Origin of the sequence: Nocardia sp. NBC_01327 (assembly GCF_035958815.1) — a bacterium.
GTDB lineage: Bacteria > Actinomycetota > Actinomycetes > Mycobacteriales > Mycobacteriaceae > Nocardia.
Map to the genome: position 1 here is coordinate 7,242,624 of NZ_CP108383.1, position 12,302 is coordinate 7,254,925.

The following is a 12,302-nucleotide window of genomic DNA, read 5'->3' on the forward strand; positions in this document are numbered from 1 at the left end:
AACCCGTCTCGGACAGTGTATTTTTAGGTGCGGACCCTTCGGTCCGTCCTCCCACCGGCCCCGCGACTGCCGTCCCGCATGCAGGTGTGCGCAGCGCACGTCACCAAAGGATCGACGCCCGTGACCATCGCCGTGTCCGCCTCCATCGCGACCGACCACCTCATGCGCTTCCCGGGAAAATTCTCCGATGTCCTGCTGGCGGACAAGCTCGAGCACGTTTCCCTCAGCTTCCTCGTCGACGATCTGGTCATCCGCCGCGGCGGCGTGGCCGGCAATATCGCCTACGCCATGGGCCTGCTCGGCCAGACCCCGCTGCTCGTCGGCGCGGTAGGCCCCGACTTCGCCGAATACCGGCAGTGGCTCGAATCCCATGGCGTGGACTGCTCCGCCGTCCGCATCTCCACCGAGGCGCACACCGCGCGTTTCGTCTGCACCACCGACGAGACCATGGCGCAGATCGCGTCCTTCTACCCCGGCGCCATGAGCGAGGCCCGCGAAATCTCCATCGGCGCACTGGCTTCCGATCGTGAGCTGGCGCTGGTGCTCGTGGGCGCCAATGATCCCGATGCCATGGTGCTGCACACCGAGCAGTGCCGCGAAGCCGGAATCCCGTTCGCCGCAGACCCTTCGCAGCAGCTGGCCCGCCTGGACGGCGAGCAGGCACTGTCGCTGATCGACGGCGCCGCGTACCTGTTCACCAATGAGTACGAGTGGAGCCTGCTGCTGCAGAAGACCGGGCTCACCGAGGCCGAAATCGCTGAGCGCGTGGGCATTCGGGTCACCACCCTCGGCTCCAAGGGCGCGAAGATCGTCGACCGCGACGGCACCGAGTTGCATGTCGACGTGGTGCCGGACAATGCCAAGGTCGATCCGACCGGTGTCGGCGACGGCTTCCGCGCGGGCTTCCTCACCGGGCATTCGGCGGGCCTGTCGCTGGAGCGTTCGGCCCAACTCGGTTCGCTCATCGCCGTTCTCATCCTGGAGACCACCGGTACCCAGGAGTGGACCCTCGACCACGACGTCGCTCTCAAGCGTCTGCGCGAAGCCTACGGCCCCGAAGCCGCTTCCGAGATCGAGTCGATTCTCCGCTGAAACCTGCTGGACTCTTTCGTACCGCACGCTGATCTCGGGATCGGCGTGCGGTTTCTTTTGCGCTGATCCCCGGTCGTTCGCGACCGGCTATGTATGACAGCTCGTTTCGAAGGACCTGATGATGGTGGTACGGGTCGGCATTGTGGATCTCATTTCGACCCGGCCGGACAGCATGACGCGAAGAGTGTTCCTGGAAGCGGTGCACGGGGGCGCCGGCCAATTGACCGGTGACGAGTACCGGGTCGAGACAACCGTTTTCGGCATCGATCCGAGGGGATCCGTCGACGACGTCGATTGGCCCGCACTGACCGCGATGGATGCCCTGATCGTCAGCGGCAGCGAACCCACCGGAACCGCGATCAGCGCCGAACCGTGCCTGACGATCATCTCCCGCATTCTCACCGAATGCGCGGCCGCGACCTCGGTGCTGTTCTCCTGCCAATCAGCCCACGCCGCACTGCATTTGCTCCACGGCATCGACCGCCACCGCCTCCCCCGCCGACAGCACGGCGTCTTCGCGCACACGATTCCGCTCGAAGTCGCTGCTGCTGGCAGAAACCGGCGGGCTGACCTCGTAGCGGATGCCAACGCGTTCACCGCAGGTCTCTCACGCACCGCGGTTCTTCCCGACAGTCCGGGTCTAGCGGGCGCCCCGGGTCCAGCGCGTCTCGCAGACGATGCAGGTTTCGCGCTGACCTCAGATCTCGCGGCCGCCGCAGGCCCCTCCGACGATCCAGGTCTTGCGGGTGATGCAGACCGTTCACTGACCACCGGCCTCGCGGGCGCGGTGCCGTTCCCCCACTCCCGCTGGAACGCAATGACTTCCGCCGACCTCCGCGCAGCAGGCGTCCCCCTGCTCCTGGATTCCGCCGAAGCCGAATGGCACCTGGCCACCTCCCCCGACGGCCTGCACCACATCTTCGTCCAGGGCCACCCCGAGTACCTCTGCGACACCATGGCCCGCGAATACCGCCGCGACCTCCGCCGCTGGATCGCCGACCCCTCCCTCCCCTTCCCCGACATCCCCCAGAACTACTTCCCCACCGAAACCCACCGCCAACTCCTCGACCACGCCGCCCAGGTCCGCACCCACCGAGACCCTGCCCTCCTGGACGAATTACCGCTCCCCGCAACCTTCGACGACGTGGCACACAGCTGGGCACCCCACGCGCAGCAGTTCTTCGCCAACTGGATTCACGCCATCCACGCCCGCTGCACGACCGGCGCTCTGGTGCCCGCTTTCTGAACTTGCCCGCACGATGACGCCATCACCCCTCCCCGGTACGCCATTCACCCCTCGTAACGAGCTCCTCTGGGATCGATGAACCCAACGTCACGATCTTGCTGGACACAGGCGGTGGCCGATTCGAACCATGCACTCTGCGGCCGTCAGCGCGTGTTCAGGCGACGAGGTCGGCTCGGCGGGCCGCTTCCAGTTCGAGCGCAGACCACGTCTTGAAGAAGTCCCGGCGGATCCGCTTACCGAAATACAGCCTGAACAGCACGGCGAACGGGCCTATGACTCGCACGGTCTTGTGGCAACGAATTTGCCCCTGACCGAGATCTTCGAATCTGTTCTCGCCGACCAGTTTTCCGCCCGGCACCCGGCTCTGCGAACCCCATCGGCACAGCGGCTCGACCGTCGTGATCAACCAGTTGACGCCGGGTCCGCCGCGCGGCTTGGACCATCCGGTGGTCCCCGGCGCGAAGGCGCCGTCCAGCCGGGCCGTCTGCTCGTGCGGATCCCACACTGGACGCCCTTCCACGTCCGTGGCGGTCGCCCACACGACCGCCAGATCCCCGCGAATGACCGTCTCGGCCGAAATCTCGTACATCACAAGAACTCCTATCATGTTGTCGCGACAACACTAACTGTTGTTGCGACAACATGCAATCTCCAACCTGCACTGGACACGCGAATCCCGTGACCTCCGGCCGCATGCGAGTGCGGAACGACTCGGGGCACGGCAGGAGGAACCGTTCCGGTGGGACTGCCGACGGCACACCCTGATCCGGAGCAGGTCCGGGTGCCACGATGAGACGCCGAGGCAATAAGCTGCTCACCATGGGCTCGGACCGTTTGTATTTTCGTCAGCTGCTCGCGGGGCGCGACTGGGCCGTCGGTGACCCGATCGCCACGCAGATGCGGAACTTCGCCTACCTGATCGGGGATCGGGAGAGCGGGGAGTGCGTGGTCGTTGACCCCGCGTACGCCGCCTCGGATCTGGTGGATATCGCCGAGGGCGACGGGATGCGGCTGACCGGCGTGCTGGCCACGCACCACCATCCGGATCATGTCGGCGGCACCATGCTCGGGTTCACCCTGAGCGGTGTCAAGGAGCTGCTCGAAAAGACCGATGTGGCAGTGCACGTCAATAACGAAGAGCTGCCGTGGGTCGCGAATGTCACCGGCATCGCGCCCAGCGAGCTGACCGGACACGCGCACGGCGACAAGGTAAAGGTCGGCGGCTTCGAGATCGAACTGCTGCACACCCCCGGACATACGCCGGGCAGCCAGTGCTTCCTGTTCGAGGACAGGCTGATCGCAGGCGACACCTTGTTCGTCGACGGCTGCGGCCGCACCGATTTCCCCGGCGGCAACTCCGACGATATGTTCCGCAGCCTGCGCTCTCTCGCTGCGCTGCAAGGCAATCCAGTCGTCTACCCCGGCCACTGGTACTCGGAAGAGCCCAGCGCAGACCTGTCCACGATCGTGCAGAAGAACTACGTCATGCGCCCGCAGACGCTCGATGAGTGGCAGATGTTCATGCCGGGCTGATCACGCCCACAGCTCGTCGCCGATCACGCCCACAGCTCGTTCTCCTCTGCGTCATAGAGGAGATAGCGCCCTACGGTCAGATCGGCGAGGAAGCATAGGACTGCGGTCGCAGAACTGTCGACGGCTTTTGACCGCGTCCACCGCCGGTCGTAGCGGTCGGCAGGCAACACTCGCACGATGTTTCCCGCAGCCTCGATATCGACTTTCGCATGCCGATAGATGGCCGGTAGCCGTGCGTTCCACACCTGCAATCCCCCCACGACAAGTCGTTGCAGCTGTGCATCAACCGGAATCCCCTGCTGCGTAAACACATACGCGGCCACATCCCCCGGCGATGCCACAGCTCCCGCTGGTAACACCACAAATTCGTAGCTCACCACTCAACGGTAGCGCCGGCCACCGACAACTTTGCTCGCGCTTTCAACAGGAAAGTGCCTGCTCCAAACCCGTTCGGAGCAGGCACTTTTCAGTCTTTTCGGGCACTCAGGCGTTCCGTATCGACCAACTCGAAGAAGCCGCGGCCCACCGCTGTGGCGGGCTGCCGGTCAACCGGTCGACGTAGGCCTTGTTGATGTCCTCGTACACCGTTCGGCCTTCGGCCGAGAGCGGCCCCCGGGGCCCGCACCGAGATCGCCGCAGTCGCCTCGATACTCGTAGAGCAGCGCATCGCGGGTGGCGGCCGGCCCGTGCAGTACCGGGATGCGAATGGCCGTACTCAGGCCATGGTGCGCAGCCAGCCGTGGCTATCGGCGAAAGTGCCGCGCTGAATTCCAGTGAGGGTGTCCCGCAGCGCCATGGTGACCTCACCGGGTTCGCCTCCGCCGATGGTGAATTCGCGATCGGCGGACTTCACCCAGCCGACCGGCGTGATGACCGCGGCGGTGCCGCAGGCGAAAACCTCGGAGATCTCACCGGATTCGGCGCCCTTGCGCCACTCCTCCACTGAGATCTTGCGCTCCTCGACCTTGTAACCGGAGTCGGCGGCCAGCGTCAGCAGCGAGTCGCGGGTGATGCCGGGCAGCAGCGAACCGGACAGCTCCGGTGTCACCAGCCGTGCCTCCGAGCCGGTGCCGAAGACGAAGAAGAGGTTGTTGGTGCCCATCTCCTCGACATACCTGCGCTCGATCGCGTCCAGCCACACGACCTGATCGCAGCCCTCTTCCGAGGCCTGCTTCTGCGCCAGCAACGAGGACGCGTAATTGCCCGCGACCTTCGCCTCACCGGTGCCGCCGGGAGCGGCACGCACGTATTCGGTGGACAGCCACACCTTCACCGGCTTCACACCGCGCGGGAAATACGCGCCGGCCGGGGAGCCGAGCAGCAAGTACTTGTAGGCGCTGGCAGGCTTCACGCCCAGTCCGGCCTCGGTGGCGAACATGAACGGCCGCAGGTACAGCGACTCCTCGCCGCCAGCGGGCGGGACCCACTCGGAATCGACCTCGAGCAGCTGCCGCACGGATTCGATGAACAGGTCTTCGGGCAGCTCGGCCATGGCCATACGCGCGGCCGACCGCTGGAAGCGCGCCGCATTGGCATCAACACGGAAGGTGGCGATGCTGCCATCGGCCTGCCGGTACGCCTTGAGACCCTCGAAGATGGCCTGTCCGTAGTGGAACACCATGGTCGCCGGGTCCATGGACAGCGGACCGTACGGCTTGACCTCCGCATTGGTCCACTGCCCGTCGACATAGTCGATAGACACCATGTGGTCGGTGAAGAATCGCCCGAAACCGGGCGCCGCGAGAATCTCCTGTCGCCGCTCCGCCGGGGTCGGGGCGGGATGCGGGGTACGGGTGAATTGCGCGGCAACTGTCATGTGTTGGAGTCTAAAACCTCGGGTGCGGAATGGAGCGATCCGGCCTCCCAGCATTGTGCCGACCGGGCAATCTGGGGTGCCACCGATAGGGTGAGGCCGTGTATCCGCAGTCTCCGCCAGCCCCCCGCTCGAACCGGCCCTGGGTGCTGGCATTGATCATCGTGACGGCCTTGGCGGCCATCACCGTGCTCGTCGTGGCGGCGATGCAACCGGGACGAGTGGTGGCCGGAAACGCCCTTCCCGCAGACCAATACGGGCCGCAGGACACTGCGACGCATACGCCGTCCACTACTACGACGACGACCGCTGCGAAGGCAGTGATCCCCGCGGTGACACCCGGCTGGCAGACCGCATACTCCGTATCCCGCAATGCGGCGTACGACGCGCCCGCGGACTGGAAGGTGCCGACTCCGACGACCATCGTGGGGTTCGAGGGCAGTGGGCTGCGGGCGGTCATGAGTGGGGCATCGACGTTCAACGAGAAGGCATGCGGTGATTACGGTCCGCGAGCGATTGCCGGTGTGACCGGGTCGAAGATCGCCGATCTGGCCGGGGCTGCGCGGGATGTGGCGGATACCTGGTCGAAGGCGGCTACCGCTGACAATGGGGATTCGAATCCGCAGATCACACTGAGTTCGGCCGAGACTCTCACGATTCAGGGGCGGGCGGCGGCGCATGTGACGGCGACGATCACCAATCAGGGTGCGGTGGATTGCAAACACACACCGTCGGGGGTGGTTCATGCGATCGCGCTTACTGACAATGTGGGGCAGGCCGTGGTCATGGTCATCTACGCAGACCAGGGCGTTTCCGACGCCGCCACCGCGGACACGATGCGGCAGATGTACACCACGGTCCGGCCCGCGAACCTCGCTCATGCCGACTGCGTTCAGGACCAAACGGTCGTCGGCACCTGGTGCTGAGTCCCGGAGCCCGGCATCTCGAGCATTAGCCCCGTGATCATCCCCGGCACGGACCCCCGACATCCGCAGCGTGAGCTCCCCCCTTCCCCGGCATCGACCCCCAATGTCCCAAGCATGAGATCCGCCATCCCGGCTCGCCGTTGGCTGGGGATCCATATGCGTCAGGCGTTGGACCGGAATCCATACGGACGGCCTTGTAGGTAACGAGCTTCCGGCCTGAGCGGTCAAACTTCGAGGCAAGGCGGCAATTTTTGCCGTTCACTGCCAGTCTTTGACTGCTCAGGCCGATTCCCTTTACGCCGTGTGGGATTCGACGAACGGCGGCTTGACGACTTCACACTTCAGGCGACGCCCACGCACGTCGACCTCGACCTCATCACCCGGCTGGATTCCAGCGGCGGTGTCGAGCAGCGCGAGCGCAATGCCCACCTTGAGCGTGGGAGAGAAAGTGCCGGAGGTGGTTTCACCGACCTGCTCGTCACCGCGCATCACCGTCTGCCCCTGCCGCAGCACGCCACGATCAACAGCCTTGAGCCCCAGCAGAACTCGCCGCGGACCGGCAGCCTTCTCCTGTTCCAGCGCAGCTTTGCCCCAGAACTCCGGCTTCTTCCACCCGACAGCCCAGCCCGTGCGCGCCTGCAACGGCGAGATATCAACGGACAGTTCATGTCCATGCAGCGGATACCCCATCTCTGTGCGCAATGTATCGCGCGCCCCGAGCCCGGCAGCCTGGCCACCCGCGGCCTCGACCTCGGCCACCAACGCCCGGAATACCGCCTCCGCGTCATCCCATCGCGGCAGCAGCTCGTACCCCTGCTCGCCGGTGTACCCCGTCCGGCACACCCGCACCGGCCGCCCGTCCCACTCGGCGTCTTCGTACGCCATGTACTCCATGTCGGTAGGCAACCCGAGCTTGGTCAGCACCTCGGCGGCCTTAGGTCCCTGCACCGCGAGCACCGCATACTCCCGATGCTGGTCAGTCACAGTGATCCCCGCAGGCGCAACCTTCTGCAGCTCCGCCACCACCGCAGCGGTATTCGCGGCATTGGGCACGAGGAAGATCTCGTCATCACTCACGTAGTAGGCGATCAGATCGTCGATCACGCCGCCCTCGGGCGTGCAGCACAGCGTGTACTGCGCCTTCCCGGGGCGAATCCGATTGAGATCGTTCGTCAGCGCCGAGTTCACAAACTCCGCAGCCCCCGGCCCCTTGACCGTGGCCTTCCCAAGGTGGCTGACATCGAACAGCCCCACCGTCGTCCTGACCGCAGTGTGCTCCCCCACGGTCCCCGCATACGAAACCGGCATCTCCCACCCCCCGAACGGCGCGAAGGTAGCGCCCAACTCGACGTGGACGGCATGAATAGGCCCCTGCAGCAGCTTCTCGTCGGTCACCCGAAGCAGCTTATCGGTCGGCCTGTTTGCGTGCGATTCGCCCGAACCAGAACACCTCAGCGCTCGAGCGGAACCGGAGCAGCACGGTCAGCGTCGTAACTGATGGTGGCCGACTGTCGCGCGGTTGACCTGCGTTAGAGTCTGCTGAAAGTTTGCGGTGAGGGGGATTATGACGTCACAAGTGAATTCTGCCGACCTCCCGGCAGCGGGCACATTCGCGGCCGATCCTCAGGCGCTATTGAACGTGGCCGACTGGCTGGATCGGTCCGCTCAGGACATCGCGGATGCGGTCGATGCGCACATGCGTGCTGTCGGCGAGTTCCTCGGCGGCGACTGGCTGGGCCAGGCTGCGGAGTCGCATCGGGATCCGTGGTCGGAGTGGCACGACGGTACTCGCCGCATTGTCGGCTCGTTTCACACCGATTCCGGACTCCTCCGACAGGCATCGACCGAGTACGACCACATCGACCAGGCCCGGGCTACAGCGGTCGAGCAAGCCGGCGCGAGCCTCGACCTTCCGCCCGTGGTGTGACGTGGCCGACTTCAGAGTTGACCTCGACGGCCTGCAGCAGCTGATCGACGGCGCCGCGAAACTCGAAACGACAATCGAGGACGCTGTATCCACCATCGAGAAGCAAGTCGACGAACTCCATGTCAACTGGGACGGTGCAGCCGCGATAGCGCACAAAGGTGCGCACGATGAGCGCATAGCCGCCATCAACGAGATGCGTCAGGCACTGGGAGCACTCCGCGACAAACTGAACACCGCCCGTACTGCATACGGCGCGGTGGGCCCGATCAATCTCGGGATGTGGCCGTGAGCCCGACAGCAACAGTTCCGGTCATTCTCTGCCGCGCCGACGAATACCACTCTGCAGGTGAGGTATTCGGCGGGATCGTCACCGAAGCAGTGTCTGTCCACGAAGGACTGATCGGCGTCCTCAGCGCCAATGCGGGCATGGCGGGAAGCGACAGCGTCGGAGGAAAATGGGCTGCTTCGTATGACGAAGCCGCAGGTCTGGCGATGTCCACCTCAGCGCGATTGACGACCGCGTCCGGACAAACCCGCGACCTCATCTCAGTTGGCCTGCACAATCTTCAGACAGGTGAGTCGGCCGCCAATTTCAACAGCGTTCACCCGCCGGCCGCACCTCAGATGTTGCCCGTGCCCTGCCTGGTCGAAACACCGGCATCGGCGGCCGGCGACGGGATCCCTGAACCATTCGGCTGGTCGATCATCAAAGATCTCGTAGGCGCGGCCTGGCCGAACGGACACCAGGATGAACTTCATACCGCCGAGGCGGCCTGGAACACCGCCGCCTCCGACTTCCGCACTCTGGCAATAGGAGTTCCGGAGGCGGTCGGCTTCCTCTCGAACCAGCAATCGGACGAGATCCCGGCCGCGATCGACGCCTGCACACAACGACAGAACGATCTCAACAGCCTTGCGGACGCCTGCCAGAGCCTCGGTCAAGCCTGCGGCGAGTATGCCCACCATCTCGACGAGGCACACCACCAGATCCTTGACGAGCTGAAGGAATTCGCGGCCGAAGCGGTAGTAGGCGAGCTCGCGTTCGCCGCCCTCGCTCCATTCACCGCGGGAATTTCCGAGTGGGTCGGCAATACGGCCCTTGGTGCGCGTGTCGCTATGAAAGCCCGTCGTGTGGCTGCGATTATCGCGAACCTCGCGACCAAGGCCGCCGAAATCGTCTCCCGCACAGTCAAACCGCTATCGAACGCTCTCAAGCCACTGCTCGAGAGAATCAGCACATGGGTCGACGCGGCCCGTACGAAGCTCGCAACAATAGGTCAGGGAACAGGAACGGTCCTACCAGCCACACTCACCCAAGCCGACGAGGACGCGATCGCGGCGTACACCAACCCATATACTGGCCTATACGAAGAACTCAACAGCGCATTACGGGCGGGCAGCGTGGACGCAACACAGAAAGCGCAGATCAAAGCGGTCGAAGAGGCACTCGCAAAGCTCCCGGATCACAACGGCGTAGTCTTCCGCGGCACCGACCTCCCACCGAACGTCCTTGCCAAATACGAGAAGGGAACAGTGGTCACCGAGGACGCCTTCACCAGCACGTCAGCCTCCGCTGATGAGGCATTTCCCGGAGACACGCAGTTCACGATCCTCTCGAAGTACGGCAAGGACGTCAGCCTCCACTCGGATGTTCCTTCCGAGCAGGAGGTGCTGTTTCCTCCAGGTACCCAATTCGATGTGGTCAGCAAGGTGTTCGACTCGAAGTCCGGCACGACATTCATTCGCTTGATTCAACGATAGGCGGGAAGCCATGAGCGAAAAAATTGCAGGAAAGACGTTTTCCACCAGGGAGGAACTCGGTCTCGAACCTCTCAGCGAGGAGGAACTCTCCGCAGCTGATCGTATGTTCGCAGAGGCCGAGGCCCGCCAGGCCGCCGTGCCTTCGGAGAAGAGGGTCGTTGCCCCTCGCAAGTTCTGGGATGACACCAGTGGAACTGAATTCGAGCAACGTCCCGAAGAAGACGAGTGATTCGGACGACCGTTTAGCGACCCGAGGCGTATCCCCCTGACTTACAAACGAATTCCAATCCTCTCAGGGCGCTACAGGTATCCGTTCGAGGTACTCGAGTAGCCGCTGTTCGTCCACGACTTCTATCTGCTGGCCCCGCATCTGCAGTTCAGCGACTCGACGAGCTTTGGAAGTGGTGAACACGGAAGCATCCCGGCCCGCGAAACGGTCACCGATCACCAGACAGGTGGTGCGCTTGGTGACGTTCTTGGCAGGTGTCGCGCCGTACGCCGCGATTGCGTCCCATGCCTGCTGGCGGGTCATCGAGGTGAGATCGCCTGTGAACACGACGATCTGGCCAAAGAATGGGTGGCTCGGGTCGGTGCCGGAGATATCGGGCATGACCAATTCTTCACGCGAGAACACAGATCGGCGAGGTCGACTGAACTGCGGCGCCGGCCGGAACGGCGAGTCGAACCTCAGCCGTTCGAGCACTGTCATCTGCTCGAGCTCGGACAGCGAATCCACTCCAGCCCTCGCCGCGAGCGCCAGCACGATATCGGCGGCCGCCCTTGCGTCGGCTGCGGCATCGTGGTGTGCGATCAACGAGATGTCCAGTGCCCCAGCGACATCTGGGAGTCGGTAACCGTCGAGGTCAAGATGCTTGCGCGACATCGCCAGGCTGCAGCTGAATTCCCACCTCGGAGCTTCGATTCCGCTGTGGCGGCAGGCTTCTCGGATAGCGCCGCTGTCGAATCCGGCGTTGTGTGCAACCAGAGGAAGGTCTCCCACCACCTGGTGCACCTCGGGCCACCGCTGCGCGAAGGTCGGCTGGTCCGCGACCATCGCCGGCCGGATGCCGTGCACGCGAATGTTGTGCGGCGAGAAGAAGTCCACGGCGGTCGGTGGACGGCACAGCCATGAATACGTCTCTTCGCGAATACTGTCACGAACGATCGTCACACCAACCGCGCAGATGCTGCCCCGGGAGGAGTTCGCTGTCTCGACGTCAATTGCGGCGAACGACAATCCCGCCACTGTCACCGCACCACGAGCGGCAACGGACGAGCAGTCTTACCGCCCTGTTCGACCAGAAACGGCCGCGCTGCCCGCAGCGCCTCGAACTCCGCCCACCGATCAGCGAGATCCGCGATTCCATGCGCCAAACACAATGCCGGACGGACGGTTTCATCAATCTCGCGCAGTGGCGGAGCAGCTTCCCTCGGATGCACAAGAGCGGGCCACTGCGGCCGAATCAGCTTGTTGGACAGCGCTTCTTGATGCTCGGTAAACCGCTCGTCCACCACCACAACCTCGGCCAGAACCGCATCCACAGTCGCATCCAAGTCGACAACACCCGTCTCCGCCGTGCCCGCAACCACATCACCGCCACACCAGATCGCGCAACACCCAGCCGTAATCGTCGAGATCACATCCTCCTGGTCGAGTCCAACCACCCAAGCGCCCGTTAGCCGCGAAAGCCCCATCCCCCGACCAACATTCACATGCCAAACAACCAACCGGTCGCCCACTTTATCGAGCACGGCAACGAGGGACAACACAGTCTGGTTCGTGATGCTCATAACGCTCCGAGTCCGCTGCTGACAGTCTGCATCGGCCACCGTAAACCATGGGAGTGACAAACCAAACCATCTCGGCCCCAACACCTCCGAGCCGCCAGGAAGGGCCTCGGCACCCGCTTCAGTCACGCCCTTCGATCAGCGCCCTCCACAGGGCATCGAGTTCATCGGTGAACTGGCGATTCCCTGCGTGTCAGGGTGAGGTGAGTCCACCGG

The 12,302-nt window shown here is 64.2% G+C and carries 14 protein-coding genes; 8 read left to right on the top strand and 6 right to left on the bottom strand.

Annotation, left to right across the window (positions count from 1 at the left end):
- Positions 1-120: 120 nt before the first annotated feature.
- Positions 121-1,092: a carbohydrate kinase family protein gene (locus tag OG326_RS33485; RefSeq protein WP_327141130.1), complete on the top strand. Its 972-nt coding sequence runs from the start codon at positions 121-123 to the stop codon at positions 1,090-1,092.
- A 121-nt stretch (positions 1,093-1,213) separates the two neighbouring features.
- A complete protein-coding gene (locus OG326_RS33490) occupies positions 1,214-2,338 on the top strand; it encodes a homoserine O-acetyltransferase/O-succinyltransferase family protein (RefSeq protein ID WP_327141131.1) in 1,125 nt (374 codons plus the stop codon).
- Positions 2,339-2,492: 154 nt separating this feature from the next.
- Here the strand turns inward: OG326_RS33490 and OG326_RS33495 are convergent, their stop codons facing one another.
- Positions 2,493-2,927, bottom strand: a complete 435-nt coding sequence (locus OG326_RS33495; protein ID WP_327141132.1) for an SRPBCC family protein — start codon at positions 2,925-2,927, stop codon at positions 2,493-2,495.
- A 230-nt stretch (positions 2,928-3,157) separates the two neighbouring features.
- On the opposite strand from OG326_RS33495, the gene OG326_RS33500 reads away from it, so the two are divergent.
- Positions 3,158-3,871, top strand: a complete 714-nt coding sequence (locus OG326_RS33500) for an MBL fold metallo-hydrolase (RefSeq protein ID WP_327146658.1) — start codon at positions 3,158-3,160, stop codon at positions 3,869-3,871.
- Between the two features lie 23 nt (positions 3,872-3,894).
- Here the strand turns inward: OG326_RS33500 and OG326_RS33505 are convergent, their stop codons facing one another.
- Together OG326_RS33505 and OG326_RS33510 are read right to left on the bottom strand one after the other, a co-directional pair.
- Positions 3,895-4,248: a hypothetical protein gene (locus tag OG326_RS33505; protein ID WP_327141133.1), complete on the bottom strand. Its 354-nt coding sequence runs from the start codon at positions 4,246-4,248 to the stop codon at positions 3,895-3,897.
- A 338-nt stretch (positions 4,249-4,586) separates the two neighbouring features.
- Positions 4,587-5,687 (bottom strand): branched-chain amino acid aminotransferase, encoded by a 1,101-nt coding sequence (locus OG326_RS33510; protein WP_327141134.1) that lies wholly within the window; start codon positions 5,685-5,687, stop codon positions 4,587-4,589.
- A 98-nt stretch (positions 5,688-5,785) separates the two neighbouring features.
- Here OG326_RS33510 and OG326_RS33515 point away from each other — a divergent pair, with 98 nt between their 5' ends.
- Positions 5,786-6,610 carry a hypothetical protein gene (locus tag OG326_RS33515; protein ID WP_327141135.1) on the top strand — a complete coding sequence of 275 codons (825 nt, stop codon included), beginning with the start codon at positions 5,786-5,788 and terminating at the stop codon, positions 6,608-6,610.
- A 294-nt stretch (positions 6,611-6,904) separates the two neighbouring features.
- Here OG326_RS33515 and gcvT read toward each other — a convergent pair whose 3' ends face one another.
- The gene (gcvT, locus tag OG326_RS33520; RefSeq protein ID WP_327141136.1) at positions 6,905-8,005 is read right to left on the bottom strand and encodes a glycine cleavage system aminomethyltransferase GcvT; all 1,101 of its coding nucleotides are present in this window, start codon (positions 8,003-8,005) and stop codon (positions 6,905-6,907) included.
- A 181-nt stretch (positions 8,006-8,186) separates the two neighbouring features.
- Between gcvT and OG326_RS33525 the strand changes: the two genes are divergently transcribed.
- From OG326_RS33525 to OG326_RS33540, 4 genes are read left to right on the top strand one after another with little or no spacing between them, the layout of a single operon-like run.
- The gene (locus OG326_RS33525) at positions 8,187-8,537 is read left to right on the top strand and encodes a WXG100 family type VII secretion target (RefSeq protein ID WP_327141137.1); all 351 of its coding nucleotides are present in this window, start codon (positions 8,187-8,189) and stop codon (positions 8,535-8,537) included.
- A gap of 1 nt (position 8,538) precedes the next feature.
- The gene (locus tag OG326_RS33530) at positions 8,539-8,826 is read left to right on the top strand and encodes a WXG100 family type VII secretion target (RefSeq protein ID WP_327141138.1); all 288 of its coding nucleotides are present in this window, start codon (positions 8,539-8,541) and stop codon (positions 8,824-8,826) included.
- Positions 8,823-10,298, top strand: a complete 1,476-nt coding sequence (locus OG326_RS33535; protein ID WP_327141139.1) for an ADP-ribosyltransferase domain-containing protein — start codon at positions 8,823-8,825, stop codon at positions 10,296-10,298. The genes OG326_RS33530 and OG326_RS33535 overlap by 4 nt, the downstream gene beginning before the upstream one ends.
- Before the next feature lie 10 nt (positions 10,299-10,308).
- Entirely contained in the window at positions 10,309-10,527 is a 219-nt protein-coding gene (locus OG326_RS33540; protein WP_327141140.1) for a hypothetical protein, read from the top strand.
- Positions 10,528-10,590: 63 nt separating this feature from the next.
- Here OG326_RS33540 and OG326_RS33545 read toward each other — a convergent pair whose 3' ends face one another.
- Positions 10,591-11,535 carry an exonuclease domain-containing protein gene (locus OG326_RS33545; protein WP_327141141.1) on the bottom strand — a complete coding sequence of 315 codons (945 nt, stop codon included), beginning with the start codon at positions 11,533-11,535 and terminating at the stop codon, positions 10,591-10,593.
- A gap of 11 nt (positions 11,536-11,546) precedes the next feature.
- Positions 11,547-12,089 carry a hypothetical protein gene (locus OG326_RS33550; protein ID WP_327141142.1) on the bottom strand — a complete coding sequence of 181 codons (543 nt, stop codon included), beginning with the start codon at positions 12,087-12,089 and terminating at the stop codon, positions 11,547-11,549.
- Positions 12,090-12,302 lie beyond the last annotated feature (213 nt).